The sequence below is a fragment of the Ancylobacter rudongensis genome (assembly GCF_900100155.1).
Lineage (GTDB): Bacteria > Pseudomonadota > Alphaproteobacteria > Rhizobiales > Xanthobacteraceae > Ancylobacter > Ancylobacter rudongensis.
In genome coordinates this window covers 89457-114107 of sequence record NZ_FMTP01000010.1, presented here as the reverse complement: position 1 = coordinate 114107, position 24651 = coordinate 89457, and the positions used below count along the sequence as shown (strand labels likewise).

At 63.5% G+C, this 24651-nt stretch carries 43 protein-coding genes; 1 reads left to right on the top strand and 42 read right to left on the bottom strand.

What is annotated here, in order from left to right:
* From BLO63_RS19755 to BLO63_RS19695, 15 genes are all read right to left on the bottom strand, one after another.
* Positions 1-186: hypothetical protein (locus tag BLO63_RS19755; protein ID WP_143007099.1), on the bottom strand; the 186-nt coding region annotated here is incomplete at its 3' end.
* Complete coding sequence (locus tag BLO63_RS21190) at positions 179-328, bottom strand: hypothetical protein (protein WP_162841863.1); 150 nt, start codon at positions 326-328, stop codon at positions 179-181. The genes BLO63_RS21190 and BLO63_RS19755, both read right to left, overlap by 8 nt.
* A 229-nt stretch (positions 329-557) precedes the next feature.
* The gene (locus BLO63_RS19750; protein ID WP_091444353.1) at positions 558-1235 is read right to left on the bottom strand and encodes a hypothetical protein; all 678 of its coding nucleotides are present in this window, start codon (positions 1233-1235) and stop codon (positions 558-560) included.
* Positions 1236-1254: 19 nt separating this feature from the next.
* A complete protein-coding gene (locus BLO63_RS19745; protein ID WP_244517984.1) occupies positions 1255-1836 on the bottom strand; it encodes an A1S_2505 family phage non-structural protein in 582 nt (193 codons plus the stop codon).
* A gap of 100 nt (positions 1837-1936) precedes the next feature.
* On the bottom strand, positions 1937-2815 hold the full coding sequence (locus tag BLO63_RS19740) for a hypothetical protein (protein WP_091444350.1): 879 nt from the start codon (positions 2813-2815) through the stop codon (positions 1937-1939).
* Entirely contained in the window at positions 2805-3365 is a 561-nt protein-coding gene (locus tag BLO63_RS19735) for a 3'-5' exonuclease (RefSeq protein WP_091444349.1), read from the bottom strand. The genes BLO63_RS19740 and BLO63_RS19735 overlap by 11 nt, the downstream gene beginning before the upstream one ends.
* Complete coding sequence (locus BLO63_RS19730; RefSeq protein ID WP_091444346.1) at positions 3362-3622, bottom strand: hypothetical protein; 261 nt, start codon at positions 3620-3622, stop codon at positions 3362-3364. Before BLO63_RS19730 ends, BLO63_RS19735 begins: the two co-directional genes overlap by 4 nt.
* Complete coding sequence (locus BLO63_RS19725; protein ID WP_091444343.1) at positions 3622-3861, bottom strand: hypothetical protein; 240 nt, start codon at positions 3859-3861, stop codon at positions 3622-3624. The genes BLO63_RS19730 and BLO63_RS19725 overlap by 1 nt, the downstream gene beginning before the upstream one ends.
* Complete coding sequence (locus BLO63_RS19720; RefSeq protein WP_091444342.1) at positions 3861-4418, bottom strand: helix-turn-helix domain-containing protein; 558 nt, start codon at positions 4416-4418, stop codon at positions 3861-3863. Before BLO63_RS19720 ends, BLO63_RS19725 begins: the two co-directional genes overlap by 1 nt.
* Complete coding sequence (locus BLO63_RS19715; RefSeq protein WP_091444339.1) at positions 4411-4632, bottom strand: hypothetical protein; 222 nt, start codon at positions 4630-4632, stop codon at positions 4411-4413. Before BLO63_RS19715 ends, BLO63_RS19720 begins: the two co-directional genes overlap by 8 nt.
* A gap of 30 nt (positions 4633-4662) precedes the next feature.
* Positions 4663-5484, bottom strand: coding sequence for a hypothetical protein (locus BLO63_RS19710; RefSeq protein ID WP_091444337.1), 822 nt, complete (start codon positions 5482-5484; stop codon positions 4663-4665).
* On the bottom strand, positions 5481-5630 hold the full coding sequence (locus BLO63_RS21185) for a hypothetical protein (RefSeq protein WP_162841862.1): 150 nt from the start codon (positions 5628-5630) through the stop codon (positions 5481-5483). Before BLO63_RS21185 ends, BLO63_RS19710 begins: the two co-directional genes overlap by 4 nt.
* 17 nt (positions 5631-5647) lie before the next feature.
* Complete coding sequence (locus BLO63_RS19705) at positions 5648-6877, bottom strand: hypothetical protein (RefSeq protein ID WP_091444334.1); 1230 nt, start codon at positions 6875-6877, stop codon at positions 5648-5650.
* Between the two features lies 1 nt (position 6878).
* Positions 6879-9293, bottom strand: a complete 2415-nt coding sequence (locus tag BLO63_RS19700; RefSeq protein ID WP_162841861.1) for an ATP-binding protein — start codon at positions 9291-9293, stop codon at positions 6879-6881.
* 356 nt (positions 9294-9649) lie between these two features.
* Positions 9650-9832: a hypothetical protein gene (locus BLO63_RS19695; protein WP_091444330.1), complete on the bottom strand. Its 183-nt coding sequence runs from the start codon at positions 9830-9832 to the stop codon at positions 9650-9652.
* Between the two features lie 130 nt (positions 9833-9962).
* Here BLO63_RS19695 and BLO63_RS21180 point away from each other — a divergent pair, with 130 nt between their 5' ends.
* Positions 9963-10112, top strand: a complete 150-nt coding sequence (locus BLO63_RS21180) for a hypothetical protein (RefSeq protein ID WP_162841860.1) — start codon at positions 9963-9965, stop codon at positions 10110-10112.
* A gap of 7 nt (positions 10113-10119) precedes the next feature.
* On the opposite strand, the gene BLO63_RS19690 is transcribed toward BLO63_RS21180, so the two are convergent.
* The 27 genes from BLO63_RS19690 to BLO63_RS21015 all read right to left on the bottom strand — a co-directional run bounded on the left by BLO63_RS19690 (position 10120) and on the right by BLO63_RS21015 (position 24649).
* Positions 10120-10299: a hypothetical protein gene (locus BLO63_RS19690; RefSeq protein ID WP_091444327.1), complete on the bottom strand. Its 180-nt coding sequence runs from the start codon at positions 10297-10299 to the stop codon at positions 10120-10122.
* Positions 10300-10386: 87 nt separating this feature from the next.
* Positions 10387-10830: a hypothetical protein gene (locus BLO63_RS19685; protein ID WP_091444325.1), complete on the bottom strand. Its 444-nt coding sequence runs from the start codon at positions 10828-10830 to the stop codon at positions 10387-10389.
* Between the two features lie 126 nt (positions 10831-10956).
* Positions 10957-11577, bottom strand: a complete 621-nt coding sequence (locus tag BLO63_RS19680; protein ID WP_162841859.1) for an AAA family ATPase — start codon at positions 11575-11577, stop codon at positions 10957-10959.
* Between the two features lie 2 nt (positions 11578-11579).
* Positions 11580-11795 carry a hypothetical protein gene (locus BLO63_RS21175; RefSeq protein ID WP_162841858.1) on the bottom strand — a complete coding sequence of 72 codons (216 nt, stop codon included), beginning with the start codon at positions 11793-11795 and terminating at the stop codon, positions 11580-11582.
* Position 11796: 1 nt separating this feature from the next.
* Positions 11797-12252: a dUTP diphosphatase gene (gene dut, locus BLO63_RS19675; RefSeq protein ID WP_091444321.1), complete on the bottom strand. Its 456-nt coding sequence runs from the start codon at positions 12250-12252 to the stop codon at positions 11797-11799.
* An 8-nt stretch (positions 12253-12260) separates the two neighbouring features.
* On the bottom strand, positions 12261-12464 hold the full coding sequence (locus tag BLO63_RS19670) for a hypothetical protein (RefSeq protein WP_091444319.1): 204 nt from the start codon (positions 12462-12464) through the stop codon (positions 12261-12263).
* A 10-nt stretch (positions 12465-12474) separates the two neighbouring features.
* On the bottom strand, positions 12475-13404 hold the full coding sequence (locus tag BLO63_RS19665; protein WP_091444316.1) for an FAD-dependent thymidylate synthase: 930 nt from the start codon (positions 13402-13404) through the stop codon (positions 12475-12477).
* A gap of 23 nt (positions 13405-13427) precedes the next feature.
* Positions 13428-13853: a hypothetical protein gene (locus tag BLO63_RS19660; RefSeq protein WP_091444314.1), complete on the bottom strand. Its 426-nt coding sequence runs from the start codon at positions 13851-13853 to the stop codon at positions 13428-13430.
* Positions 13854-13856: 3 nt separating this feature from the next.
* Positions 13857-14060, bottom strand: coding sequence for a hypothetical protein (locus BLO63_RS19655; RefSeq protein WP_091444311.1), 204 nt, complete (start codon positions 14058-14060; stop codon positions 13857-13859).
* Complete coding sequence (locus BLO63_RS21170) at positions 14057-14200, bottom strand: hypothetical protein (RefSeq protein ID WP_162841857.1); 144 nt, start codon at positions 14198-14200, stop codon at positions 14057-14059. The genes BLO63_RS19655 and BLO63_RS21170 overlap by 4 nt, the downstream gene beginning before the upstream one ends.
* Positions 14193-14711 carry a hypothetical protein gene (locus BLO63_RS19650; protein WP_091444310.1) on the bottom strand — a complete coding sequence of 173 codons (519 nt, stop codon included), beginning with the start codon at positions 14709-14711 and terminating at the stop codon, positions 14193-14195. The genes BLO63_RS21170 and BLO63_RS19650 overlap by 8 nt, the downstream gene beginning before the upstream one ends.
* Positions 14712-14793: 82 nt before the next feature.
* The gene (locus tag BLO63_RS19645; RefSeq protein ID WP_091444307.1) at positions 14794-15171 is read right to left on the bottom strand and encodes a hypothetical protein; all 378 of its coding nucleotides are present in this window, start codon (positions 15169-15171) and stop codon (positions 14794-14796) included.
* A gap of 36 nt (positions 15172-15207) precedes the next feature.
* Positions 15208-15447, bottom strand: coding sequence for a glutaredoxin domain-containing protein (locus BLO63_RS19640; RefSeq protein WP_091444305.1), 240 nt, complete (start codon positions 15445-15447; stop codon positions 15208-15210).
* Entirely contained in the window at positions 15440-15769 is a 330-nt protein-coding gene (locus tag BLO63_RS19635) for a hypothetical protein (protein WP_091444302.1), read from the bottom strand. Before BLO63_RS19635 ends, BLO63_RS19640 begins: the two co-directional genes overlap by 8 nt.
* Positions 15770-15771: 2 nt before the next feature.
* Positions 15772-17484, bottom strand: coding sequence for a ribonucleoside-diphosphate reductase subunit alpha (locus BLO63_RS19630; protein ID WP_091444299.1), 1713 nt, complete (start codon positions 17482-17484; stop codon positions 15772-15774).
* Positions 17485-17495: 11 nt separating this feature from the next.
* Positions 17496-18461, bottom strand: a complete 966-nt coding sequence (locus tag BLO63_RS19625; RefSeq protein WP_091444296.1) for a ribonucleotide-diphosphate reductase subunit beta — start codon at positions 18459-18461, stop codon at positions 17496-17498.
* An 82-nt stretch (positions 18462-18543) separates the two neighbouring features.
* Positions 18544-19119 carry a RuvC family protein gene (locus BLO63_RS19620; RefSeq protein WP_091444294.1) on the bottom strand — a complete coding sequence of 192 codons (576 nt, stop codon included), beginning with the start codon at positions 19117-19119 and terminating at the stop codon, positions 18544-18546.
* Positions 19120-19145: 26 nt separating this feature from the next.
* Positions 19146-19625, bottom strand: a complete 480-nt coding sequence (locus BLO63_RS19615; protein WP_091444291.1) for a hypothetical protein — start codon at positions 19623-19625, stop codon at positions 19146-19148.
* Positions 19626-19707: 82 nt separating this feature from the next.
* Positions 19708-19956 carry a hypothetical protein gene (locus BLO63_RS19610; protein ID WP_091444288.1) on the bottom strand — a complete coding sequence of 83 codons (249 nt, stop codon included), beginning with the start codon at positions 19954-19956 and terminating at the stop codon, positions 19708-19710.
* Positions 19946-20173 (bottom strand): hypothetical protein, encoded by a 228-nt coding sequence (locus BLO63_RS19605; protein WP_091444286.1) that lies wholly within the window; start codon positions 20171-20173, stop codon positions 19946-19948. Before BLO63_RS19605 ends, BLO63_RS19610 begins: the two co-directional genes overlap by 11 nt.
* Complete coding sequence (locus tag BLO63_RS19600) at positions 20170-20445, bottom strand: hypothetical protein (protein WP_091444282.1); 276 nt, start codon at positions 20443-20445, stop codon at positions 20170-20172. Before BLO63_RS19600 ends, BLO63_RS19605 begins: the two co-directional genes overlap by 4 nt.
* Positions 20442-20711, bottom strand: coding sequence for a hypothetical protein (locus tag BLO63_RS19595; protein ID WP_091444279.1), 270 nt, complete (start codon positions 20709-20711; stop codon positions 20442-20444). Before BLO63_RS19595 ends, BLO63_RS19600 begins: the two co-directional genes overlap by 4 nt.
* Complete coding sequence (locus BLO63_RS19590; RefSeq protein ID WP_162841856.1) at positions 20708-22645, bottom strand: AAA family ATPase; 1938 nt, start codon at positions 22643-22645, stop codon at positions 20708-20710. The genes BLO63_RS19595 and BLO63_RS19590 overlap by 4 nt, the downstream gene beginning before the upstream one ends.
* Position 22646: 1 nt before the next feature.
* A complete protein-coding gene (locus BLO63_RS21165; RefSeq protein WP_162841855.1) occupies positions 22647-22817 on the bottom strand; it encodes a hypothetical protein in 171 nt (56 codons plus the stop codon).
* A 3-nt stretch (positions 22818-22820) separates the two neighbouring features.
* A complete protein-coding gene (locus BLO63_RS19585; RefSeq protein WP_091444272.1) occupies positions 22821-23153 on the bottom strand; it encodes a hypothetical protein in 333 nt (110 codons plus the stop codon).
* Between the two features lie 54 nt (positions 23154-23207).
* Positions 23208-24302: a metallophosphoesterase gene (locus BLO63_RS19580; RefSeq protein WP_162841854.1), complete on the bottom strand. Its 1095-nt coding sequence runs from the start codon at positions 24300-24302 to the stop codon at positions 23208-23210.
* Positions 24302-24649: a hypothetical protein gene (locus BLO63_RS21015; protein WP_143007098.1), complete on the bottom strand. Its 348-nt coding sequence runs from the start codon at positions 24647-24649 to the stop codon at positions 24302-24304. Before BLO63_RS21015 ends, BLO63_RS19580 begins: the two co-directional genes overlap by 1 nt.
* Positions 24650-24651 lie beyond the last annotated feature (2 nt).

Here is a 24651-nt window from a genome sequence, read left to right as displayed (position 1 = left end):
CCGCAGGACACGCATGGCCTTGCGGCGAGATTCCCGGGCCCAGGCGATCGCTGAGTCCATTTCCTCGACGATGCGCTGAGCCGCCTCCGCGCGTGTCAGAAGATTGTCGCCGTAGCTTTCCGGCGCGCGCTCAACGGCACGGGACAGGAGGTCGCCATAGGCGACCACGTATCGCCGCTCAGCCATCGGCTTGACCCTCCTGCGAGCCAATCACCCCCTCGACGATCTTGGTGTCGTTCTCGCAGTCCTCACAGAAGGCGGCATCGAACACATTGCCGAGGCACCAGCTCTGGTCCTCGACGCTCCAGGTGGCCCAGGCATCGCGCATGACGTTCTCGCTGTCGCAATACGAGCACCGCATGGTGAGTCTGGAAGCGGTCTTTGCCGGCGCTGGCGCGGGATCGGCGGAGATACCTTCGGTGCTCATTTGATTGCCTGGTGCCATTTGCAGTCCTCACAGGGTTCGCCGCGCCGCTCGCACGCTGGGCAGTTGGCGCTGTAGGGTTCCGTGAGCCATACCCAAAAGGCCAGAATCGCCTCCGCCAGCGTTCGCATGCTCAGCCCCACCACTGCGCGAGCAGCGGGCGCAGCTCGTTAACACCCGCGTCGGTCAGCACGCCGAGCTTCTGGAGATACCAGCGGATCTCGCTCGGCACGGCCGGCAGCCATTCCGGGTGCCGCTCGACGATGGTGAAATGATTCCAGGCCACTGGCGTGCCGTCGGCGAGCATCAGGTCGTTGGCGAAGGGGTAGTGGCCGTAAGGCAGGTAGTTGGCGAAATCTCGGGGCGGGCACGAGTCGCCGCGGCTGACCACGTCACCTTCCGGCACGCTGTCGCGATACGCCTCGAACTGGTAGTCGAGCATGTCATCCCAGCGATACCAGCGCCGGCCGTAGTCGGCGTTGGGGAAGAACATGACGTGCTCTGTATCATCGGGCGTGGAGACGATCTGAAAGAGCTGATGACCTGAGACGATCTCCGCCTTCTCGCGGCCGCCATTGGTGAAGGTCTCGGACAGCAGGCGCTTCTCGAGAATGACGGGCCTGCGAGACTCGCCATAGAAAAGCTCCTTGTAGTGCTCATCCGGCACGGTCAGCTGTTCATCCGTCGCCGACCCGAACACGGAATACAGGCTCTCGGAGGCGCCATTCTCGTCTCTCGGGAGGGCGGTCAGCTCATTGAATTTGGCCCACGGCATGCCGTAGCCAATCCCGCGATGAATGCGGTAGCTCATGTGAAACACTCTGTGCTGGTCACGCGCCGGACAGGACGGCCGCGAACTCCTGGGGAATGAGCACGTTCGCCGGCGCGCCCTTGAACATCGGCGCGATCTGCTCGGGCTTGTAGCCGGCGAGACCGCAGCCGATCGGCGTCAGCTGAAACGTCATTTCCGGGTGCGCTTCGGCAAAGCGGATGAACTCGATGACCGACCGCTCGATCTCCACCAGACCACGGGTCCGAATGCGCTCATCCTTGGTCGGAATGGCGTAGGAGTTGCCGGTCATGCCGGTGCCAACGCCCAGAGCAGCACCGCGGTGCTGATAGGCAAACAGAGCAGCGCCGGCGCCATGTCGGCCGGCGAGGTTCGAGCCGAAGACGAAAACGGGAGAGCGGTCACTGGACGGAGTGCCCACGGTCTCGAGCTTGAAGCCGACGTAATGTGTGCCGTCGACGGTCAGCTGGCCATCGATGTAGTGGTGATGCCGCTCAGGGCCGCCGCAATCGACATAAAGGCTGCCATCGGCGTCAGCCAGCACCTCGACGACCTGCCCATCTTCCAGGCAGGAGAAGCCGTTGTCACAGACGAGCCGGGTGCCTGCCGTGACGGATGCCACGGGCACTTTCCATTCACACATGATGTCCTCGAAGGATTGGGATGCGGGGAGGGCGTCAGTGAGACGGAGCGGAACTCACTGACGCCCGGCGCGACCTCGTCTACTTGAGGTCGCGGATGCGCTGGGCGAGGGCGCTCTTGTCGTTCAGGGTCAGCACCTGGCCGACCCGGGACGCGATCGCCACCGTCGCGAAGAGGTTCATGATCTGGCCGCACTGCGAGCGCGCCGTGCCTTCGCCGAGACCGGACGCCTTGTAGGCGCCGATGATGTCGCTCGAGGAGACGGTCTTCTTCTCATCCAGCAGCTTGAAGGCGATCATGACGTAGCTCGACGGCGCCTTGCCGACGCTGAGCGCCTGGAAGAGGTTGTCGAACTTCTCGGCGACCTTCACCTGGGTCGGCCGAGTGGAGATCACGCCGGCCTTGTAGGCGGTCATGTCGATCGCCGGATCGAGATCCGTCAGCAGCGCGAAGAACTCGGGCGCGACCGCCGACAGATCGCGCGGGGTCCGCGGGGTGCTCGCCGCGCCGGTGCTGGGCTTCTTGGAGCTCTTGGCGCTTTTCGCGCTCTTGGCAGCCGCCGGCGTGGTCGCGGTCGGGTCGCCGCCGACCGTCGCGGTCTGGTTCTCGTAGACCTCGGCACGCTCGATGGCGATGTCGAGGTCGGTCAGTTCGTCCGGATTGAGGACGGCGCCGGCATGAACGACCGGCTCGGCCGTCTGCTCGACCACCTCGTCGTCGTCCTCCACGACCTCCTCGAGGGGTGCCTCATCGGCGCCGGCCGAGGCATCGGACAGGTCGAGATCCATAAGCGCCATATCCAGCGCTTCGATGTCGGCGGCGCCGACGGTCACAGTGGCATTCTGGGTCTGCGGCATCGCGTTCAACTCCTTGCTGATTGCGTCTATCTTCTTGTCTTCGCTGATGTTTTGAATATAGACGCTCGCGCTCTGGAACGCGGCAGGATTGTCATGCGGCAAGAGAGATCCCTTCCTGCAGCGCAGGCAGCTGGAAGTGCTCGCCCCAGGACTGGATACGCAGAAACGCCTCCATCATCACGTCCACATCATAGGCAGCGGCGTGGGCCTGGGCGGCGTCGTAGGGAATGCCGGCGGCGAAGCAGAGCTCGGAAAGGCGCGGCTTCTTGCCATCGGGCGTGGCGAATATGCCGTTCGCCATGGTGTCGATCGCCGGCCGCTTGGGCAGCTCCAGGCCGATGCGCTTGAGCTCCTGATCAAGGAAGGGACCGTCGAACTCGTCGCCATTGTGCCAGACGAACATCGACGCCTTGTTGAGGACCTTGAAGACCGCAGGCCCGACCGTGTCCCAGGTGGGCTTCCCGATGAGGTCGCTCGCGCTGATGCCGTGGACACGCTGGGCGTCGGCCGCGATGCCGCGCTGCGGGTCGATGCGCTGCTCGAAGCTGAACACCTTGGTGCTGCCGTTCCAGAGGCCGATATAGACCTCGATGATCCGGTGATCGGCGGCCAGCAGGCCGGTTGTCTCGATGTCGACGCCGGCGAGGATCATAACGTGCTCCTGGGTTCTTGAGCCTGCGCGCCGGCCGCTTCGTCAGCGGGAGCAGCAATCAGGTCGACCGGCTCAAAGCCGTCCGTGATGTCGCCAAGGTGCTTGGGCGGATAGTGATTGCTGACCCCAACGTCGATCTTGCCGCTTGGGCACATATGGAGCTCGCAGACATAGCCGGCCCAATCCCGCCAGTCGGCGTGCCATTCACTCGACGGGCTGATAGCGACACGGTCGCCGAGCTTCCATTCACTGGTCATCACTTATCCCAGCAGACGAGGCCGCCCTTGTTCTCGCCGGCGACGAAGGCGCACTGCTTCTTCGGAGCGGTCTGCGGCGTGAACTCGTAGACGCGCACGTCCTCGCCGGTCGCTTCGAGGCGGCCGACCTTGTCGGACTTCATCTGCGTGGTGTTGGGGCTGAAATAGGAGCCATCCTCGCAGCCAGCGAGGCCGAGAGCGATGATGGTGACGGAGGTGACGATCAGGATCTTCTTCATCAGATGTGCGTCCAGGTTTTCCGTTTGAGGATGTTGTTGAGCGTGGAGCGGCTGACGCCATACCGGCGCATCAGCACGTCCACGGGATCGATGGAGGAGCGGATCTCGAGCACCTGGTGCGGTGCGAGCTTCGCATTGGCGTTCGACGAGCCGCGGCCGGACTTGAGGCCGGTGCGGTGTGCGTGCTTCTCGTTGTCGGAGCCGGAGGACCATTCAAGCTGCATCGTCCCGTCCGGGTTACGCAGCGCGTTGTTCTCCTTGTTGCCGTCGATGTGGTTCACCTGCGGGAGGTTGAACGGGTTCGGCAGGAAGGCGAGGGCGATCACCCGGTTGACCAGCAACGACTTGGTGAAGCCCCGGTAGGTCATGTTGAAATAGACCCGGCCCGACTTCTTGTGGACCTGGACCACGATCTCCCGGTAGTCCTCGGACAGCGGGAAGCCGGTGACCGGATCAGCCCGCGTGCAGCGCAGGATGGTGCCGTCCTCGCGCGGGATGATGTAGCGGCGCGAGATCGCGTCCTTGATCCAGCGGTCCTTCAGAAACTTCTTAGCCATTGGTGCGCAGCTCCTGATGAACCGCGCCGATGACGTCGAGATCCGCGTTGGGTGCCAGGCCGCTGATCGCGTCGTAGAGGCCCGAGACAAGGATGTAGAGCTCGCGCCGGGTGATCTTCCCGGCGTTGTAAGCCTTCATCCACTTCTCGAGCACCTCGAGGCTCTTGCGGCCGAGCTCCTCGGCATGGCTCGGCCAGTCGTCGGCGCTTCGCATGCGTGCTCCTGATGTTAGCGCATACTTACATTATAGCGCGAGCGCGCTTGGGACTGCGCGGTAAAGATGCCGGGTCTTCATGATCTGCTCATAGCGCCGCAGGAACAGCTGCTTGGCGGCGAAGGGCAGCAGCATGTCGATCCGGAACGGCGCGACGCGGCTGTCGTCATGCAGCTTGCCGGACCAGTCCTCGGCCGGGTCCGTCACGATGATCTGCTCGACCTCGGCGGCAGTGACGGCCTCGTCGGCGATCTTCACCACGTCCGGGTAGGGGTAGAGCAGATTGAACCGCTGGGCGCCGGCGATCTCGTTCAGCGCCTCGACATGCTGGAACGGCGCGCGGAAGGCCGGGTCGTATTTCAGCGGCCGGATCAGGTCGCCATTATAGGCTTCCGAGCCGTCGTGCAGCAGCCCTTCGAGGGCGAACTCCGGCTTTCCGAGCACTGACTCGATGTAGTGGGAGACGAGGACCGAGTGCTCGGCGACGGAATAGAAGATCCGGTCCTCGAACTCGGGATGCTGGGTCGCGCCGTTGTAGCGCGCGCGGGTCGCCAGGTGATGGGCGACGACCTCGATATGCACTTCCTCGGCACGGGGATCGAGCGGGTAGTATTTCTTCCCGTTCGAGGTGTGCATGTAGCGGCCGGCGCGGGGCGGCTTCTGGAACACCTCGTAGCTGTAGGTGATGGGAGCCTCGGTGTTGCGATAGCGTTCGTCACGCTCGAGGGCCGTGAGGGCGGTGCTGCGCCCGACGGCGATCGGCTCCTCGGAGAGCACGGCGCCATAGATGGGGTCGATGCGACGCTCTCCGACGAGCTCGCCCTGGTCGTTTACGATGTTCTGGGTGGTCACTTGCAGATTTCCTTGGTCGAGAAGCTGGCGCTGCAGTCGATGGGGGCGCGGCGCATCGCTTCGAGAATGGAGAGACCCGCGACGACGATGCCGATCGTCAGCAGGGCGCAGAGGAGGGAACCGGCGTGCTGAATGACGCGGCGCATGGGCTGGCCTCCTCGGCTCACTTCGTGCGGAGATTGCGCGAGAGGCTCTTGCGGCACATGGAGAGCTCCTTGGAGATCTCGCGGATCGACTTGCCGGCGTTGTAGAGATCCTGCGCTTTGGCGAGCTTGGCCTCGTAGGCACCACCGGCGGCCGCGGGACTCGGCGCCGGGGCGTTGATCGCGGCGGAATAGTCGCCAGTCATCGCAGCAGTGGCGAGCTGGGCACGCACCGTTGTGGGCGTGATCTTCGACTTCGCCGAGGCCGCTTCCGACACGCTCACCTTCACGCCCTTGGTCTTCACGAGCTTCTTGGGCTTGGGCAGCTTGCGCGTCGCGATCTTCGTGTCCTTGTTCTCGTAGGTGCTGCCGCCGACCTTGACGTCCTCGAGGACCGGCGTGTGATCGCCATTGATGATCCGCTCGACGAGCTTGCGGCCTTCCTCGTTCGTCATGAGCGACTGGCGATTGGCGACCACCCGGTAGAGCTCGTCGGGCAGCTGCGCGACCAGGTGATAGGCGCACACACGCATCTTGGAATTCTCGCCTTTCGGCACGGTGATCACATCCGCCGGCGAGACCTTGGCCAGGAAGAGGGTGTTGCCGTAGCTGCCATAGCGGTGCGAGCAGACGTGCAGGCCGCTGCCGCAGGCTTCGCGCCGGTTGGTGCTAACGCGGCTCGAGGGCATCGACACGCGCGAGCCGAGCCTCTGCTTCACCTTGCCAGTGTGCTTGTCGACAAAGAATTCGCCGTCCTCGCGCCGGTCCAGGAACTTGTAGACCAGGATCGAGCCGTCGTTGCAGATCGGCAGATCGCCGGTCTCCATGAAACCCAGCAGCTCGTCGACCGTGTGCGCATGGTTGAGCTTGGCGAACTCCTTCAGGAAGCGCTTGAACCCCTTGGCGTTCTTCCCGTGGAGCGCATGCTCCATCTGCTTCTCGAGGCGCTTGGGATTAGCCACCTCGATCTTGTTCTCGCCCGTGCCGACGACCAGCGCCTCGGTGCCGTCCGCTTGCGTCTCAATGATGGCGTTCGGGATCGCGGCCGTCAGCGCCGCCTGGAGCGAAAACTCGGCCATGTCGATCGTAACCGGGATCTCGCCGCGGGCCAGCGGCATCATCACCTTCTCCAGCACCCGCGCCGTCTCATAGGCGTCGCTCGAATAGACGGAGGAGGTGCCGTCGGCCTTGAACAGCGTGACGCCGTTGGTGCTGACGAGGGCGCCAGCCACATGAATGATGGTGGACATATCAGGCTGCCTTCTTGAGAGCGGGTGTGAGGGTCCGGTGGCTGTGCTTCAAGAAGGACAGCAGGGCCGGCATGGTGTGGTCGCTGACAGAGAGGTTGCCGCCGGCGACAGTCAGCAGCGGCATGATGTGCTCGTCGGTGCCGGTCAGCTTCAACACCCCGGATTTGTCGACGGCCGCAGTGATGGTGGCGAAGCGCGCCTCTTCATCCTTCCCGACGCCGAGCAGGTCGCAGACGCTGGTCTGCCGGTAATACCTGCTGCGGTCGAAGAGGCTGAATGCCATCTGCCAGGCGGCAAAGAGCTGCTCGTCAGCCTCGGGCACGGTCTCGAAAATGCCGAAGGTCGCCAGAGCCGACTGCATCGAATGGTGCAGCATGTTGATGCGAGCGGTGCTTCCGTTAAGACCGTCGCCGCTGTAGCGCTGAAGAGCCAGTGCGCGCCGAGCGGCCAGCGCGGGACGCTTGGACTTCCGCTCCAGATAATCGAGCAGGACGTCGACGAGCCTCGGCGTCTTCAACTCCTCAATCCGGCGTTCATCAGCCTTCGTCCTGACGACGGCGACATCCCCGAACAGCGGTTTGAGCCGCTGGAGCTGCCGGGGAAAATAGCGCGAGGGGGTGAGGAAACAGCGCGCGAAGTCCCGCTGAACGTGCGGCAGCCGGACATAGGTGGTCGGCACCGGCATCTGCTGAACGCTATAGGCGAAGGCGAATTCACCACCACCGCCGCGATCACCTGCCTTCAGCGTCACGGTCGAGAACAGATGCGCCGCGGGTTCGGGCTTGGGCGGCCTCTCGGCCTTCGGGACGCGCGGTTTGCGCTCATAGACCGGCTTCGCGATCCGCCGGACCAAAACGTCCCACTTGATGGCGAGCGCCTGCAGCTGTCCCAGCGCCTGACAGGAGTCCTTCTGGATGAAGTAGAAGCCCGGGCCCGCGACCCCGGTGCCGGCGCGAACGTCAGCAACGTGAATGGTGATAGAGCGAAGCTGGTTATAGTAGGCGGCGCGCCTCTCGGCGCGCGAGTTGTATTCACCCTCCCTGCGCTTGGGCTCCGCCCGCAGGAAAGAGGAAAGAGAGCTCGTGTCGGATTCCCGAACGAAGATGTTCTTGGGGTTGATCCCCGCAATGGCCGCAAGGCGCAGGACCCGACGCTTGATATAGCCGGCGCGGTCGAACTGGGCCCGCTGATAAACACGTCGGGCGTTCTTCTTCTGGGGCCGGTTCGGCGCGTGCCGATAGGTCGACACAAAGCGCCAATAGCGCCGCGCACCCGGGAAGGTGGCGCAGGTGGCATGGAACAGTTCGATACCCTTCGGGCTCTCCCCATTATTCATGGCTCTCTCGGCGCGGATATTCGCGATCTCAGTCGGATCGCAGACCACGGGAGGCGAGGCGCTCTTGGAGAAGCTCTTCGTCGTGTCGCGGGTCACCTCGAGCAGCGTCCGCTCTTTCATCGCGCCGAGTATGGCCCGGCGCCGGGCGCCGCTCTTGCGGCCGTCAACGTCACGGACGAAGCGGGCGAGCAGGTCATTGATGACCCTGATCGTGTCTTCCTCGTAGGAGATGCTCTCGCGCGAGGGCGTGGGCCGCACGGTGCCAACAGGCGGCATCAGCACAAGGTCGTAGCCGGCCAGGGTGAGATCCTGCGCCTTCCTCACGTTCTCATCGAGGTCAAGGTGGGCATCGATCGGGTATCGGACCTGCCCGACACGCACGAAGACGCCGGTGCCGTAGTCGCTTTCGCCTCGAACGAGCCCGTAGCCGCGCGCCTCAAGAGCAGCGTAATCGACGACCGGCAGCAGCTCGCCGTTGAGCTTCACCGGGATGCCACCCTCGTAGGCCAGCCGCCGGATGTTCTGACGGAACCGAAAGGCGTCGTCCTTGGATTTCAGCTCGATGGAGACGTCGACGCCGGTGCGCTCGGTCGGCAGGCTGACCATCTTCTGGCAGACCGGCTTGCCTTCGGAGACGGCGCCGCCGACGTGCATCACATAGATGGTCTTGACGCCGGCGTGGTGGTTCGTGACCTGGAAGTGGCCGGTGTAGGCGAAGCCAACCTTCGAGCCGAGTCCGAAGCCACCAGTCTGGCGCTCATCGGCGCGCTTGGTGGAGCCGAAAAGCGTGCAGTAGACGTTGATGATCTGGTCGTCGGGGATGCCGACGCCCTGATCGGAGATGGTCAGCGTGGTGTCGTTCAGCGTCACTTCGACAGGGTGCTCGGGCTTGGCAGCGACGATGTGCGAGTCATAGGCGTTGCACAGATACTCGCGCGCCACGGCGCGGATCTTGTCGCGGTAGAGAGTGTCGGAAAGGATGCGGAACCCGTGGGCGGACTGCTCGATGTTGAAGGCGCCCGACACCTGGCCGCCGAGAATGACGTGCGATGCGGGTTCGCTGGTGACGCTGACTTCCATTGCTTTCTCCATACGCTTGTCGCGAGCGCTGAATAAGTGATGACATACTTATAGCGCTGCGCACGTTGGGATGCGTCAGGTCGCTTCGATTTCGATGCTGGATCTTTTGATGGGATTGGGTGCGTGCGGGACGCGATACTCTTCCCCGCACGCACCCCTCTGGCACGGCGCCTTGGTTCGGAGCAGGGCAGGGAGCTGATCCGGCCTGCCGCCCTGTCCTGTTAGACCGTGTCAGAATTGGAGAGCGGCGAGCTCTAACGTTGCTCCATCCTTGGAGCAGAAGTCGCCTCTGGCTTCACTTCACTGCCTAAGAGGCCGCCGCTCGTCTCAAATGCCTGTTGGCCCGGAGACCAGCATCAACAGGCAGAGTCCTTGTTCTCGGAGCGCCGCGGCGCTTCTTCCCGCTTGAGCTTTTCTTCAACCGCCTCACGGATGAATGTCGCCATTCGATTGGGACCCACGAGCGCTTCAATGCGAGCGCGCTGTTCGTCGGTCAGACGAACCTTGGTTTCCTTCACATGCAATGGCGGACGACCCATGCGAGTCCGACTATCCGTCCCCGGAAATTCTGTCAATTCTCCCCTCCATAACCGTCCCCTCTTATTGACACCATAACCGGGGACGGTTACGGATACAACCCAGGCGGGCCTTGGGGAGGAAAGGGGTGTAATGACGCATCTGCAGCTCACCTTTTTACTTGCGATCAGTTTTGCAATCGCCGTTGTTATCGCTGCGCAGCTCGGAACTGCTAATATCGACTGCGTTCGCGAGCCCGGCGTTCCCTACCGTTGGGCCGCGTGTGTGAGCGAGCTCGACTGATCCGCGCCTAGAGATATTTCAGGCTCTCCATCGTCAGGGTGCGCTCGATCAGGCGCTTCTCGGCGAACATGGCGCGGGTCGAGAGCGTCACGATCTCCGCATAGGAGTGACTGTATTGCACCGGCTTGGGCTTCTGCTTGCTCTTGGCGAATAGGGCGGTGCGGGTCATGCCCTCTTGCTCTGCCATCTCGCTCTTCCCGAAATCGAATGGGATGCGGGTGCTCTCCCCGCCGTCACGCCTGACGCTGACGTTTGCGCTTCGGTGAGAAGCCGATCAGCGGTGGGCGAAGCGGAGCTCGCCGGGGAGGATCTTGCCGAGGTTGATCGTAAGCCCCGAGAATTCAGCCAAGGACATCGGCCGGGCATCGATCTCGCCCGGCGCCACGCCATTCTCGTGACCCGCCGCCAGGTTCGAGGCGATCTTGCGCACTTCCCGAAGCTGGTCGGTCGTCAGCTCGTCATTCTCGACGCTCGCGAGGAAGTCGAGCGCCGCCTTGAGGTGGCCAGCCTTCGTCTTCATCGCCTTCCGCTCGTCCTTGAGCTTCTCGCGCCGGCCGGCGAACTGCGTTTTCAGCTCCACGATCTGCTCGAGCATTTCACGGCGCTTGTGCGCTTCCACCCGCTCGGCATGAGCTTTTGCGCCCGCCTCGTGTTCGGCCTCCAGTTCGGCGATCGTCATCGGCTTGCGCACGTCGGCGCCATTCGCATTGGTGTCCATGTAATTCTCCGGTTGGGGCGATGCTTTGTCGCGTTGTTAGTCGTCTGTGCGCTTAAGTATGCGCTCACTGCATTTCTTTTATAGCGCTATCTGCTTTGGGACGCAGAAGGATGCGCGAGGAAATACTCAGTGAATGTAAGGCGTCGACTTGTGCAGCGTCTGGATCTCATCCAGGCGCTTGGCGATGGTGTCGTGCAGAAACTCCACCCGCTGCTCGAGGTCGGTCACGCGCAGAACGACGTGGTCGAGCCTCCCCGACAGTTCCGTCAGCGCGCCCAGCATCACCAGCTGCGAGTGGGTCTGATAGGCGCGGTTGGCCGCCGGCCGGGTGTTCGCCACCTCATAGGTGTCGAGCTGCCCGAGCATGAAGATGGCGTCGTAGTGCTTGACCGCTGCGGTCTGGCACAGGCGCTTGTATTGCTCGATCCGCTCGATCTCCTCTGCGGAGAGGCGCAGATGCGAGTTCATGTCGACCTCGGCCATCATGTAGCCGATGAAGTCGATCGGCGTGCGGTCCACGATGAGCGGCCGCGGTGCCGCGTCGAGCATGTCGAGGTGGTCCTGCAGCAGATGCAGCTGCAGGACGATCCGATCCTGGAGCGAAAGAATGCCGACGGGGTCGAAGCCGTGCCGCTTGGCGCACTCCGTGATCGAGGTGGGCATATAGGTGATGTCCAGCTCCGCGGCGATGCGCTTGGCGAGCGTGGTCTTTCCAGTGCCGGATGAGCCGGCCAGGCCATAGAGCACGATCAACCTCCCAGCTGGCGCAGAAGGTCGGCGACGGCGAGCTCTGGCGTCTTGCCGGCGCCGACGAGCTCGCCGGAGGACTCGCCGAGGTTGACGTAGTGGCTGGTGTTGCCAATCTCCGCCGTCCACTGGTCCGGGCCGAAGAAGAACAGCGCGAACTCGTTGTTCCCCTTCTTGAGGGCAATCGCCCGACTGATCTCCTGTGAGAGCTCCGGCATGTCAGGCGCCCGTCGAGCCGAAACCGCCTTCGCCGCGGTCGGTGGTGGAGAGATCCTCGTCGACGTGGAAGAAATGCGCGGTCGTGACCGGCGCGATCACCAGCTGGGCGACGCGGTCGCCGGCGCGAATGCCGAAGATCGTGTCGCCGTGGTTGATCAGCAGCACCTTGAGCTCGCCGCGGTAGTCGCTGTCGATCGTGCCCGGCGCATTGAGCACGGTGACGCCATGCTTGAAGGCAAGACCGGAGCGCGGCCGGATCTGGGCTTCAAAGCCGGGATCGAGCTCGATGGAGATGCCGGTGCTCACGAGGGCGCGCTTGCCGGGCGTCAGCGTCACGTCCTCGACGGCGAAGAGGTCGGCGCCGGCGGCCTCGGCCGTGGCGTAGAGCGGCATCTGCGCGTCCGGGCGCAGGCGCTTGTAGCCGACATTGATGATGCTCTTGGTGTTCCCACCCATGTTGATACTCACTTGATGCCGAGGATGGCCTTCGCGCGGGCGACGGCGATCTGCTCGAGGGACTGACGGATAGCCGCCTGGGCGGCGTCGAAGTTGGAGTGGGGACCGGACCAGTCGAAGATCACTTCGTCGGTCTCGGCGTCGAGCATGCGCGCATAGGAACCGTCGGCGCGCTGCTCCAGCTCGATGTGAAAGTCGTTGATCACCTGCATCGCCATCGCCTCAGAGCATGTGGCGATACTGGCGGAAGCCGACGAAGTTGCCGTGCTGCTGCGGCGTCGCCCAACGGCTCTTGTCGGCATAGAAGGCGTCGGCTTCGGCGACATGCTCGAACGGCGAGGCATGGATCGGCTTCGACGTCACCAGCTTGTCGAAGATCTCCTCCGCCTTCTCGAACGTCATGTCGAACCCGTCGACCGTCTTGAAGGAGGTTGAGGCGCACCGGGCGGCGGACAGCTGGATAACGTCATGACCCGGGAACATCAGCGGATCGGTCGGCGAGCCGCGCTTGGTGCTTGCGAGCTCCTCCGGGGTGATGAACGGCAGGTGCCACTCACCCGGCTTAAGATCCTGGATCGTGCTCTCGTCCTCGAGGCACTTGCGGATCTCGCGCGCCAGCACCTGAATGTGCGGCTCGGCGGCCGGATCGTCGCGCAGTTCGAGGAAGTTCTCCCACTCCGTCGAGCTCACGAGCACGGTGATATGGGCGAAGGGCTCGAGCAGGCGGTTGACGATCTGCTTGTGGTAGCCGGCGTCGGCGAATGCCTGTGCAGCTTCCACGGCATGGGCGCGAGCTTCGAGCCAGGCCGCTTCGCGCGATACCAGGTCATGCGTCCGGCCGAAGGTATTCTCCTCGTCATAGTCGAGGTGAACATTCCGAACACCGACCTCGCTCGTGCATTCCTCGCCAGCCTGCATGCCGGGCTGGTTCTTGCCCCAGAACAGCGGCACGACCGGATTGTCGACCACGTCCTGGATCAGCTTCTTGATCGGGATCGCGCGGCTCGAGGCAGCATTCCGGGTCATGACCCGGTGCGTCATGAACTCGGCATGGATGAACCGCGGATAGCGCAGCAGCAGGGTCGAGAGCACCTTGTCGGGCTTCGCCAGATTGCGCGAGCGCAGAATGGTGGTGGAGGAGATCGTGGTCACGGGGTGTCCTGTGATCTGGAAAATCAGAAACGGGCGAAGTTGTCGGGCTTCGGCGGCTCGTCAGGGGCCGGTGGAGGCGCCTCAATGGAGAGGGTGATGTGCAGGCGGGAGGCTGCCTCGCCGACCACCTCCTTGATCGCGAGCTTCATCTCCTCGCGAGCGATCTGCGCCATTAGCTTGGCAGCATCTTCGCGGTTCTTGCCGGTGCGATAGCCTGTCACTAGCGCGCCAGCCATGCGCTCGAGAAACGCCGGCTCCTCCATGAACTTCGTCCGACGAGCGACCTCGGCGCGAACCGCATCCTCGACGATGCTCTTGAGCCGCTTCGAGCCGCCGACGCCGTATTCATTGGCGAGGATGTTCTGGATCTGGCCGGTCATGAACCGCTTGAGCGCCCGCTTGTCGTCGGGGTGCATGGGCGGCCCGGTGAATGCCTTCTCGTCACTCATGGATCAGTCCTTGAGGAGCCGGTCGGCCGCGACGAGCAGGCTCTGGGCGACCTCGCCCGAAGGCTTGTCCTGGCTAACCAGCGCCGCGAATGTCAGCATGTCGCGATAGGACAGCTTCACCAGCCGGCCGGCGATCTCCTTCAGAGAATCGTGGCGCTCGGCGTTCTGAGGCGGTGTCGGGCCTGTGGTGATACGGCGCTCGATCATGTGATGACCCCGAAGATGAGAATGAGGAGCAGGAGAATCCGGATGTCCTTGAGCAGGTCGATGACCTGATCGACCGGCGGCTCGGCGCTCCAGTCGTGAAAGAAGAGGTTCGTGAACCAGCGTCTGGGCCGCCTACGCACCGATGAGCTCCTTCGCGCGCGCCATCGCTTCTTCCAGAGTGTCGTTGGTGTTTCCGTCCTGGAGCGCCTTGAGAAGATCGCGGATCACCGCCCGCTGATTGCGGTTCTCCTGCAGCTGGCTGTTGTTGTGGTTCAGCAGCTCGGTCACACGCGCGGCGTGCTTGGCGCCGGTGACGGTCGGAAGCGACAGCATCACCTGCTCCGGATCGAAGCCGTGGCTTTCGCCCAGCTTGGTCATGACGTGATGAATGACGCCGATCAGGCCGATCGCGTCGTCCGAGCTCGGCAGCAGGAGGCGCACCGTGTCGGCGTCCATGAACAGCGCGTCGCGGTCCAGCTCGCCGGTGCTCGCATCGCGGAAGGTCTCGGCTTTCGCCCGATGGGCAAAAGCGATCGCGCCCATGTTCGCCACGACGGCCGCCAGCATGGCGACCTGGTTCTCGCCGAAGACGAACGTGCCTGGCATGGCCATCATGGTCTCGAAGTCGCTCTGGGCGGTCTCGTCGCTCATTCTCTGCGCTCGCTTTAATGTATGTGCTTACTTACGTTATAGCGCGTGCGAGTTTGGGTTGATGCAGGGTGTCGAGATTGTTTCAGCCGTCTCTGCTCTTTCGCAGCACGCGCGCCCGTTGGCGCAGGGTGATGTAGCGATTGGGCCGGGCGATCAATGCCGCGTCATAGGCCGCATGGGCGACAATGGAGCCGGAAGATGTCGCCACCAACTCCTCGAGCCGCATCCCGGCGTCGTTCCAGACCTCGATCTTAAAGGTAGCCTCGCCGAAGAGGGGATCGTTAAGAGCTGCCTTCCATGGGCGCAGGAGACTGACGTCGCGGGATCCGCAGCCCTGGCAACGCAAACGCCCCACCAAGCGCTCAGGCGGGGTGAAATTGATCTCGCTGTCGCGCAGCCAGGTGCGCCGGCCGCAGCCGCACTCCACACAGATGATCCCGAGCTCGGCCTGTTCCGTCATGAGAACATATACGGAACATGCCGGCCCGGGAGTCAATCAGAAGTCGTCGGTGTCGAGGCCGGCAAGGTAGGCGCCCAGCTGGTCGAACCCGCCGACATGAACGGTGCCATGAAAGATCTGCGGGAAGGTTCGCCAGCCCTGCGCCTTGAACTCCTCGATGGCTTCCTCCGAGAGGTGGTGGAGCTCGGAGAAGCTGTGGCCGCGCTCTTTGAGCAGCGCCTTGGCCTGGGTGCAGTAGGTGCATCCAGGCTTGGTCATGATGTGGAAGTCAGCCATTGGCATCGCGCTCCCGGATCATGCAATGCCAACGGGCGAAGCCGCTCACCTTGTCGGTGACGCGCTGCTTGCTGTAGTTGACGCGAAGAAGGGCTTCGAGCGCGGCGGCGCAGGCCATGACATCAGCGATCTCCCGACCGAGCTCGTCGGCGTTGCTGCGGCCGGTGTCGGGATCGGTCTCGTCGATGCCCTGAATGATGCAGCGGGCGGCGCGGGAGGCCAGTTCCCCGGCCTCCTCTGCGAGCTTGCCAAGGACGGCCAGCCGAACCCGATCCTGTTCAGGCATCCAGGGCGAGATGGTGCTGTTGATGGGCTCAGCCATGATCACGCCTCGCACGCCAGGCAGGAAGCGTTCGCCCGGGCGAGCTCCTGCGCCTTGTTGAGCCCCTTGCGGTAGTAGAGGCTCTTGAGGCCGAGCTCCTCCGCCAGGAACAGCAGGTCCATGTCCTCCTTCATCGTCGCCTCGGGCGGGAGCTTGATGTTCAGGCTCTGGCCCTGGTCGATGAAGCGCTGGCGATCGGCCGCCTGGATGATGATCTCCTTCTGGTCGATCTCGACGAAGGTCTTGAAGACCGCCTTCTCGTGATCGGACAGGAAGTCCAGATGCTGCACCGAGCCGCCGGCCTGCAGGATCGAGGTCCATGCCTCGGTCGTGTTGTGGCCCTTCTTCTCCAGCAGCTCCTCCAGATGGACGTTGCGCTGGGTGAAGACACCCTTGGCATTGTCATTCTCGAAGATGTTGGCGTCCCAGGGCTCGATGGACTGCGACACCTGCCCGCAGATGATCGAGGAGCTGGTCGTCGGCGCGATGGCGTTCAGGTTGATGTGCCGGTAGCCGGTGCCAACCAGACCTTCCGGCTCGCCATATTCCTTGGCCATCGCGCGGGACGCGGCGTGGGACTCCTGCCGGATAAAGCGATGGATCTCGATGTTGAGGTCGCGCGCCGCCTGGCTCTCGAAGGCGATCATCTTCGACTGGAACAGGCTGTGATAGCCGAGCACGCCCAAGCCCACCGAGCGCCAGCGCCGGGCGAAGTTGTAGGCCGCCTCCATCAACAGGAAGCCTTCCGGGTCCTCGTCGCGCAGCGCCTCGATCTTCTCGATGTATTCAGTGAGCACCGCGTCGAGGAAATAGATCATCTCCCGGATGAACGGGGTGTTCTTCCACTCATGCCACCAGAGCAGATTGACCGACGACAGGTTGCACACGAACGACTCGTCCGGCGTCGAGTGGTTCATGATCTCGGTGCAAAGGTTGGAGGCGTGGATCTTGAGCCCCTTGTCCTTGAGCACCTGCGGCCGGACATCGTTCGCGTTGTCGGTGAAGAGGATGTAGGGGTAGCCGCTCTCGCGCCGCTTGTTGCGGATCCGCGCCATGAGCGAGCGCTTCGGGCCGCCCTTGGCCTCGGCCTTCATTTCAGCCCACCACTGCCGGCCGATGCACACGCCGAAGGACAGGTGCTGGATCACATGGTGCTCGCCGCCGGCGATCTTGCGCATCTCCATCCAGCGGTCGATGTCGGCATGCTCGATGTCGAGATAGATGGCGCAGTTGCCGCGGCGCACATTGGACTGGCTGATGACCTGGACCTGTTCCTGGATCAGCCGGGCGAAGTGAACCGGGCCTTCCGACCGGCCACCCGAGGAGATCGGCGCGCCAAACGGGCGGAGAGCGCCCATATAGGCCGAGGTGCCGGCGCCGCGCCCGCTCATCTCGCCGATCTCGGCGACCTTCATCAGGATGGCCGAGCGCTTGTCGGCGATGAACGAGCCGTTGCAGGAGATCGGCAGGCCGCGCCCGGCCGCGTAATTGCTCCAGACCGGCGAGGAGGGCGAGACCCAGCCGCGCTTCACGCCGGTGCGGACCCAGGGCAGCTCACGGCCGAGCGTCTTCTCGGCGGCGGAGATCATCACGTCGAGGCGCTTGATAGCCTCGGTCTTGAGCTCGCTGTCGAGAATGCCCTCGCGCAGATAGCCGCGCGAGAGGGTCTTGAGCGCAACCCCGTTGAGATAGGCGTAGTCGGGACGGTCGTGCATGATCGGGGCTCTCACCAGTTGTCGTCGTCGGGGGTGTCGGCCTGCGTGTAGGCCGTGGGCTCGGAGTGGAAGAAGTCGACCTTGGCCGGCGCCAGCAGCCCCTCGGTCATCCAGAAGGTCTCCTTCTTGACCTCCTCGGTGACGTGGAAGACCGGCTCGTAGCCGATGCCTTCCAGGCTCTCGTTCAGCCGCTGCGCGACGTAGCCCTTGAGCAGCTCCGCATTGAGCTTCTCACCCTGGTAGTCACCGACCATCCAGTTGATGAGCTCGCATTCCGCGCCGAGCGCGACGTGGCACTCGTGCTTGATCTTGCGCTCCAGCTCCTCGTCGAACAGCTCGGGGTATTCCGCGCGCAGGGTGTTGATGATCCACATGCCGGCCTGGGCGTGGAGCAGCTCCTCGTTGCGCGTGTATTTGACCTGCTGGGCGGTGTCCTTGAGGACGCCCTTGAAGCGGTTCAGGTTCAGAACGACGTAGAACTGGCTGAACAGCGACACGTTCTCCACGAAGAGGGTGAAGAGGATCAGCGAGTAGATGAACTGCCTGCGGTCGTCGGAATAGTTGCGCTCGCTGTGCTTGGTCAGATAGCCCACGCGGCCGGCGAGGGCGGGAACCTTCATGTTCTCCTCGAAGACATGGGTCAGGCCCAGCTTCTTGAGGAGCTTCTCGTAGGCGTTGTTGTGAATGACCTCGATGTAGCCCATGGTGATGCCGAGGTCGGTGATCGAGGGATGCGGCAGGTGATCGCCCAGGCGCACCCAGAACTTCTTCACCGCGACCTCGATCTGGGCGATCGCCGCGAGGACGCGGGTCAGCATCACCCGCTCCTGTTCGGTCAGGTTCAACTCGAAGTCGGTCTTGTCGCTGTCGAAATGGAACTTCTTGGCGGTCCAGAAGCCATCCTGCATGGCTTCGATGAAGGTCTGGGCCCGTGGATAATGGTCGGGCAGTCGCGTGATCTGGCGATCAAAAAGCATGGTCAGGCTTCACTCGGCAAAGAACGAAAGGGCCCGGATAGTATGTGATTACATACTGATATTCCAGGGCATTATTTACGGATCACGCGGCCTTTGCGCTTGACGCCGTGAGAATGGCGAGCGTCTGCCGGAAGGCCGGCGTGCGGATGCCGGCATGAGCAATCGCGATGGCGTCGGCGAGGTGCTCGTTGTCGAGCGTGGGCACCATGACGCCGCCGCGCTTGGTCACGCGCCAGGGCGCCTTGGGATAGTTCTCGACTGCCCACTCGATCATTTCCTGCTTCGAGGCGGTGCGGGTGCCGACCGAGGCGAGTTTCGTCTCGCCCGGCGAGACCTCGATCGTGGGGATGGTCAGCGAGGCATAAAGACCGATGACGATGCCGAATCCGAGCACCGCGTCGTAGGACTGGCCGCCCGACGGCACCTCGATGAAGGCCGAGACGCAGCCCTGCAGGGCCGGGCGGATACCAACGGCAATCTCCTGCGCACGCTTGAGATTGTCGGAGCTCTTGCGCACCTGCTTGCTCTTGTCCTTCTCGGTCTTCACGAGGAGCAGGTCGTCGACCGTCAGCTCCAGCGTGTCGATGTCGAGCAGGAGCCGGGCGACCCCGAAATTGGTCTTGGAGCCGTCGAGGCCGGCGATGAGAACCTTGGACATAGGATTTCCGTGGTTGGGATGCGGGGTCAGCCGAAGCGGCCGAAGGTCGGGTTGTCGCGATAGGTCTGGTTCTCGGCCTGGCGCGCCTCCTCCTGGGCCTTCTGCTTGCGCTCGGCGGCGGAGGACAGGATGAGCTTCCACACATTGGTGAAGTCCTCCTCGTCAGTGGCGATGTTGAACAACTTCGCCACGACCGAGCCGAATAGCGGGAAGCGGTGATCGACTTCGCCGGCCGGAACCTCAAGCAGGGACCATTCCTGGGCGTCCTCGGGCTCGAAGCAGAAAATGGTCTTGCCGCTGGCGCCGACATAGACAGAGCGCAGGGCGAACTCGAGCCCGGGCAGGATCGGCTTCTTCTTGTAGACGCCGTCGGGATACTTAACCGTCATCGGCTCGGCGGGCTCGATCTCGGAGAAGATGTCGCCGCCGAGCTGGACGAGTTCGGCGCCGACCTCTTCGGTGAGCGCCTTAAGGGCGGGGTCGATGACGGTTTTGGCGCGTGCCATGCGAAGATATCCCACTTGGATAGACCGAAAGTTAGTGCATACTTACATTATAGCAGATGCAGCTAGGGAATAGCCCGGGCTATCAGCGCCCGAGCTGCTCCTTCGTCCACTCGAACATCGGCCAGAACACGACCGGGTTCGCATCGCCGGCGACGTCACCGATGAGATCCTCCGCGTAGCTCCAGTAGCCATCCTCGCCGATCTCCTCCGCGGTCGCCTCGTCATAGGTGAGCCAGCGCATCGGCTGCGGCCAGGCATCGTCCTTACCCAGGCCGAAGATGACGGTGCCGTCCTTCTTGGCTTCGCTGATGGGGCGCGGTTCAGTGGTCATCGCTCTTCTCCAGAATTTCCTTGGCGCAAAGCTCGATGGCCTTCGCCAGCTCGAGCGCCATGTGAGGGTCGATCTGTATCTCGCCGCCGAACTCCTTCTGGCCGTCGATACGCACCAGGCCGAGCCCGTCGCGATCCTCACAGACCAACAGGTGCTCCCCGCCGACATTGTCGTGGATCTTGCGCACCACCTCGATCTCGTATTTGGCCGTGGTCACGGCTTCACCTCCGGTTTGGCTGCAGCCGCGCGGCACGCCTGCAGCAGGAATTCGGCGAGCACGTCCTGCTCTTTGCGCCCTTCCTTGAGCGTGAGGCCCAGCGCCCCATGGCCGTGACCAGTGAGGTAGCCCCAGCCGCGCATGTCGATCAGCGGCCGGGTGCCGCCTTTTGCCGACGGACAGACGATGTTGCCACCGGCTTTGTCGTAGGACCAGGTGTCGGGATGAGGCGTGTGGGAAAGACCCTCGAGCCAGTTCGGATTTCCGCTCATGCGACCTCTGGAATCTGATGAGCGCAGAGCGCCCAGGCTTCAGGGGTCAGGCACTTCGCCAAACGCTCGCACCAATTAACCCAAGCGAGCTGCTTGCCTTCCTCGAGGCTGTCGCAGGAGAAGTCATCTTCATCGTGATATTCGTCGAAGCAATAGCCCCAACGCCACTCATCGCCCGACTTCCAGACCTGATAGGTGCCGAAGCAGGTGCGGGCGGTTTCCCACCTGCCACTTACCTCCCAGACAAGGGGCGCGATCATGCTCATGCGGCATTCCCCGTGATGATGGTCTTCCCGCCCTTCTTCTCGATCACCAGCGTCTGGCGGATATAGTCGCTGAGCTCGTTGTGGGAGATCACGAAGACCGAGCCGCGCTCGCGAGCCTTGTCCTCGAGGATCATCGTCAGACGCTCGATACCCGCGGGATCCAGGGCATCGTCAATCTCGTCGCCGATGAAGAGGTCGATGGGCTTGCTCGCGCGCGTGGCGACCAGGTCCTGCAGGGCGAGCGCCGTGGCGACGCGGACCTTGCGCTTCTCGCCGCCGGACAGGCTCTTGAAGATCTTGCCGCCGGTCGCGTTCACGACGTCGATGGAGAATTTCTCCTTGAGCTCGCCCTTGGCGTTCGGGGTCAGGGTGGACCAGATCGCCTCAATGTTGCCATCCGACAGGGTCGACAGATACTGCGCGGTCTGGGCATTCAGGAAAGGCGTCACCTCATCGAGGATGTGCGCACGCACGCCGGCCGGGCCGAAGACCTTCACCACCTCGGCCTCGACGGCGACCTTCGCCTCCTGCTCGGCGCGCACCTTCTGCTTGAGCGCGATCTTGGCGGCGACGTCCGTGCGCTCGGCCTCGAGCTTGGCCAGTTGCGAGAGGTGAGGGGACGCCTCCTTTGCCTTGGCGACTATCTGGTCGCGCGCAACCGTGGCCGAGGCCAGCAGCGTCTCGCGCTCGTGCAGCTTTGCGTTCACGGTGTTCATTTCGGCCGTCAGGGCCGCGCGCTCAGCGCTCGCCGCGCTGATATCGGTCATCGACAGCTTGAACGTGTCGACGGCCGCCTGCGCGCGTTTGTGCGTGTTCTCGGCCTCGCCAATCTCACGGGTGAGCGTGGCGATGGTCTCGTTCAGCTCGTCGATCCGCGCCTGCTGGGCCTGGGTGGTGCTGCCAAGCTCCGCTTCCGTGAGCGGGCGCCCGCAGCTGCTGCACGGGCAGCCGATCTGGTGGCGGATATTGGCCAGCCCCTTGGTCGCGGATTGCAGCGACAGGGAGGTGACATTGAGCTGGTTGCGCTTGGCCTTCTCCATCAGAGCGGCGGCCATGACCTCGCGCTCCAGTTCGGCCAGCCGGGTGTTCTCGGCGCTCACGGCGCCGATCCGGGCGTCGAGGCCAGCGATCGCCGTCTTGAGCGTCTCGGCGTCGGGCAGGCTTTTCATCTCGATGTCGAGCGCCCGGATCTTCGCGACGATGGCGCCGGCCTGCGTCTTCATCTGCTCGATCTGGGCGTCGCGGTTCGTCAGCCAGCGGGCGCTCTCGGCCTGGGTGCTGGCGATCTGCCCCTCGATCCAGGTGAGGCTCGAGGCGAGCGTGGTGATGGCAAGATCGATCTCGCCGAGCACGGCCTGGGCGGCGCTGAAATCCTCGCGGGCCTTCTTGTAGGCGCCCTCGAGCGCGGTCACGCCGGCCGCCTCCTCGATCAGCAGCTTGAGCTGCTTGTCGGTCATCGCCGGCAGGTCGGGCATCTGCTCCTGCCCGGCATAGATCGAGCCGGCGAACACCTCGAGGGACGCGCCGATGATCTGGTTGGCGACCTCCTGGGTGAGTTTCTCAGTGCCCTTGGTGAGGTTCGTCTCCTTGAGGCCGTCGAACACCGACAGGGTGAAGGTGTTCTTGCCGGTCTTGTGCTTGCGGTGCCGGGTCGCGGTGTAGGTGAGGTGGCCGTCGACCAGCTTGGACATGACGCGCGTGCCCTTGCCGGCGATGTCGTTGATCACCTCGTCACCGGATGCGCCGCGCGCCGTCGTGCCGAACCAGCACCAGCACAGCGCGTCGGGAATGGACGACTTGCCGGCGCCATTCGAGAGGGTCGAGGTGTCGTCGTGGTTCACGCCCTGGATGAGCACCAGGCCGCGATCCGCCAGCTCCACCTTCGCAGAGGTGATGGCGAGGAAGTTCTCGATTTCGAGCTCGGGGAAATTCATGTCAGCGCGTCTCCTGCGCGAGGTATTGCAGCTCAAAGGTTTGCCAGTGGTATTGAGCATCTTGCCGCTCGTCGGCCTGGCTTTGGGTCTCGATCAAGCCCTGACGCTGCTCCCGGATCTTTAGTCGAAGCCAGGCGCGATAAGCCTCAACCACCTGCCCCTCGGTGATCATGTCTCACGCGCCTCCATTGATCGCAGCGGCGAGATCGCCGGTGCGGGCAGCATCATTGACCGAGGGCTTGCCGGCCGGCTTGGTCGTAGGCGCGCGGGTGCGCTCCCGGCCCGAGCTCTCGGCGTGCGTGCGCCGCGGCGCCGGCTCACCGCGACCAGGATCGGCGAAGTAGGGCTCGATCTTGAAGTTGTCGCAGTCCTTGTATTGCATCGCCGTGATATGCGGCAGCGCGGTGATCACGACCGGAACGTCGTCGGTATAGGTGCCGACCTTGTTGCCGCGGCCGTCATACTTGGTGACGATCGACTTGGTCGTGTAGCGAACGGTGTAGAGCATCGCGGCCTCTGATTTCGATTTGTCTTATATCATCAAAGACATACGTGGATATCGTCAGGCGTCTTCGTAGACAGCCTGGCTGGCCGCGAGCACCTCAGCCGCGCGCTCCTTCACCCGGGCCCGGTCGACATGCGCCGGGATCGAGGCGCTGGCGTCGACAAAGAGCTGGACGGAGGTCGCCAGCGAGACGCCGGCCGTGCGTGGGGCCCCGGCGCGCGCCGTTGCGATCGCCCGGGGGACCTCGATCGACGTGCCCAGCGCACCCCAGTCCTTGAACTGCTCGCGCAACTCCGTGATCTGCTGCTGGGTCATCTGCGGCCCGCGGAAGCGGACATAGTTGCCGTCGCATCCAAGCTGGATGTCCTCCTCGGACATGCCCGACACGTCGACGAACTTGGGCGCGTGGGTGTCCTGGAACGTCACGGCGCCGGCGCTGCCACCGACCAGCAGGAAGCCGGCCCGACTGCCAACGTCGCCCCAGTTATGGTGCGTCGTGGCGCCGACCGAGATCACGCCGTGCTGCATGACCTTGTGATTGTGGTAGTGGCCGGCGAAGACATGCCGGAAGCCGAAGTCGCCGAGGATCTTGTCGGTCAGGCCGGAGGCCGGCATGTTCGGCAGCACGCCCTCGATGCCGGCGTGAATGAACACGTCGGTCTCGGCCGGCTTCTGGCACTGCTTGGCGAGCGTCTCGAGATCCTTCAGCAGATCCTCGCGCCGGTTGCGCCACGGCACGAAGCCCAGGCGTTGCCCTTCGACCGCAATGACATCGACCCGGTTGAAGATCTTGAACTGCGCGCCCTCGATGGAGATCTGCGCCAGGTTCTGGATGGCGCTCGAGAGCTCCTGGGAATCCTCCGACTTGAGGTCGTGATTGCCGGGGATGGCATAGATGCTCACGCCGTCGTCGAGGATACCCTCGATCGTCTTGCGCAGCGGGTTGAGCACCTCGGGATCGATGGTGCCGCGCGTGTGCAGAATGTCGCCGGGGATCACCAGCGTGCGGCCGCCATTGGCAAGCACGACAGTTGCGGCGCGTTCCAGCTCATTGAGCGTGATGCGCAGGCGCGAGTTCACGCCATCGGGGTTGATGCGCGAGAACAGGGACCAGGCATGGCAGTGAATGTCGGAGACGACGCCGTAGATCATCATTCAATCCTTAGATCGGTGAAGCGAAACTCTCTCCCGGTAGGCAACGGGCGTCGCTCGCCAGTGAAGTAAGCAACCGAGCTTTCCAAAAGGAAAACTGGTATGTCATCGCGGTCAGCCGGGCGGGGGCCTAGTAAACGAAACGCCCAACTGCAGTTGTCGTATTCTATAAATACAACGTCGCTGATTTCGGTGATGGCAGAAAATCGGTTGAACTTGTCCTGAACGCCTCGATAAGCACGACGCGCCTCGCACGCGGACATTCCTGCCCGCATAAAGGCTTTGATGGCTAGTTCATCTTCTCGCCAGCGAGCCATAAAAGCGGCATGAGCTTCTTCATCAGACATGT

Bases quoted from the DNA above. Each gene is read 5' to 3' on its own strand.
- BLO63_RS19590 (WP_162841856.1), bottom strand. From the start codon at position 22,645: ATGAATTTCCCCGAGCTCGAAATCGAGAACTTCCTCGCCATCACCTCT.
- BLO63_RS19690 (WP_091444327.1), bottom strand. From the start codon at position 10,299: ATGGCAGAGCAAGAGGGCATGACCCGCACCGCCCTATTCGCCAAGAGC.
- BLO63_RS19615 (WP_091444291.1), bottom strand. From the start codon at position 19,625: ATGGCACGCGCCAAAACCGTCATCGACCCCGCCCTTAAGGCGCTCACC.
- BLO63_RS19585 (WP_091444272.1), bottom strand. From the start codon at position 23,153: ATGCTCTACACCGTTCGCTACACGACCAAGTCGATCGTCACCAAGTAT.
- BLO63_RS19595 (WP_091444279.1), bottom strand. From the start codon at position 20,711: ATGAGCATGATCGCGCCCCTTGTCTGGGAGGTAAGTGGCAGGTGGGAA.
- BLO63_RS19730 (WP_091444346.1), bottom strand. From the start codon at position 3,622: ATGACCAGTGAATGGAAGCTCGGCGACCGTGTCGCTATCAGCCCGTCG.
- BLO63_RS21165 (WP_162841855.1), bottom strand. From the start codon at position 22,817: ATGATCACCGAGGGGCAGGTGGTTGAGGCTTATCGCGCCTGGCTTCGA.
- BLO63_RS19685 (WP_091444325.1), bottom strand. From the start codon at position 10,830: ATGGACACCAATGCGAATGGCGCCGACGTGCGCAAGCCGATGACGATC.
- BLO63_RS19735 (WP_091444349.1), bottom strand. From the start codon at position 3,365: ATGATCCTCGCCGGCGTCGACATCGAGACAACCGGCCTGCTGGCCGCC.
- BLO63_RS19630 (WP_091444299.1), bottom strand. From the start codon at position 17,484: ATGCACGACCGTCCCGACTACGCCTATCTCAACGGGGTTGCGCTCAAG.
- BLO63_RS21015 (WP_143007098.1), bottom strand. From the start codon at position 24,649: ATGTCTGATGAAGAAGCTCATGCCGCTTTTATGGCTCGCTGGCGAGAA.
- BLO63_RS19715 (WP_091444339.1), bottom strand. From the start codon at position 4,632: ATGCGAAGCGCCGACGACTGGCCGAGCCATGCCGAGGAGCTCGGCCGC.
- BLO63_RS19610 (WP_091444288.1), bottom strand. From the start codon at position 19,956: ATGACCACTGAACCGCGCCCCATCAGCGAAGCCAAGAAGGACGGCACC.
- BLO63_RS19725 (WP_091444343.1), bottom strand. From the start codon at position 3,861: ATGAAGAAGATCCTGATCGTCACCTCCGTCACCATCATCGCTCTCGGC.
- BLO63_RS19640 (WP_091444305.1), bottom strand. From the start codon at position 15,447: ATGGCTGACTTCCACATCATGACCAAGCCTGGATGCACCTACTGCACC.
- BLO63_RS19645 (WP_091444307.1), bottom strand. From the start codon at position 15,171: ATGACGGAACAGGCCGAGCTCGGGATCATCTGTGTGGAGTGCGGCTGC.
- BLO63_RS21190 (WP_162841863.1), bottom strand. From the start codon at position 328: ATGCGCGATGCCTGGGCCACCTGGAGCGTCGAGGACCAGAGCTGGTGC.
- BLO63_RS19750 (WP_091444353.1), bottom strand. From the start codon at position 1,235: ATGAGCTACCGCATTCATCGCGGGATTGGCTACGGCATGCCGTGGGCC.
- BLO63_RS19700 (WP_162841861.1), bottom strand. From the start codon at position 9,293: ATGGAAGTCAGCGTCACCAGCGAACCCGCATCGCACGTCATTCTCGGC.
- dut (WP_091444321.1), bottom strand. From the start codon at position 12,252: ATGGGTGGGAACACCAAGAGCATCATCAATGTCGGCTACAAGCGCCTG.
- BLO63_RS19635 (WP_091444302.1), bottom strand. From the start codon at position 15,769: ATGGCTGAGCCCATCAACAGCACCATCTCGCCCTGGATGCCTGAACAG.
- BLO63_RS21175 (WP_162841858.1), bottom strand. From the start codon at position 11,795: ATGCCGGAGCTCTCACAGGAGATCAGTCGGGCGATTGCCCTCAAGAAG.
- BLO63_RS21185 (WP_162841862.1), bottom strand. From the start codon at position 5,630: ATGCGCCGCGTCATTCAGCACGCCGGTTCCCTCCTCTGCGCCCTGCTG.
- BLO63_RS19720 (WP_091444342.1), bottom strand. From the start codon at position 4,418: ATGGCTAAGAAGTTTCTGAAGGACCGCTGGATCAAGGACGCGATCTCG.
- BLO63_RS19660 (WP_091444314.1), bottom strand. From the start codon at position 13,853: ATGAGTGACGAGAAGGCATTCACCGGGCCGCCCATGCACCCCGACGAC.
- BLO63_RS19705 (WP_091444334.1), bottom strand. From the start codon at position 6,877: ATGTCCACCATCATTCATGTGGCTGGCGCCCTCGTCAGCACCAACGGC.
- BLO63_RS19655 (WP_091444311.1), bottom strand. From the start codon at position 14,060: ATGATCGAGCGCCGTATCACCACAGGCCCGACACCGCCTCAGAACGCC.
- BLO63_RS19650 (WP_091444310.1), bottom strand. From the start codon at position 14,711: ATGAGCGACGAGACCGCCCAGAGCGACTTCGAGACCATGATGGCCATG.
- BLO63_RS19695 (WP_091444330.1), bottom strand. From the start codon at position 9,832: ATGGGTCGTCCGCCATTGCATGTGAAGGAAACCAAGGTTCGTCTGACC.
- BLO63_RS19600 (WP_091444282.1), bottom strand. From the start codon at position 20,445: ATGAGCGGAAATCCGAACTGGCTCGAGGGTCTTTCCCACACGCCTCAT.
- BLO63_RS19580 (WP_162841854.1), bottom strand. From the start codon at position 24,302: ATGATCTACGGCGTCGTCTCCGACATTCACTGCCATGCCTGGTCCCTG.
- BLO63_RS19625 (WP_091444296.1), bottom strand. From the start codon at position 18,461: ATGCTTTTTGATCGCCAGATCACGCGACTGCCCGACCATTATCCACGG.
- BLO63_RS21180 (WP_162841860.1), top strand. From the start codon at position 9,963: ATGACGCATCTGCAGCTCACCTTTTTACTTGCGATCAGTTTTGCAATC.
- BLO63_RS19670 (WP_091444319.1), bottom strand. From the start codon at position 12,464: ATGCAGGTGATCAACGACTTTCACATCGAGCTGGAGCAGCGCGCCGAC.
- BLO63_RS19620 (WP_091444294.1), bottom strand. From the start codon at position 19,119: ATGTCCAAGGTTCTCATCGCCGGCCTCGACGGCTCCAAGACCAATTTC.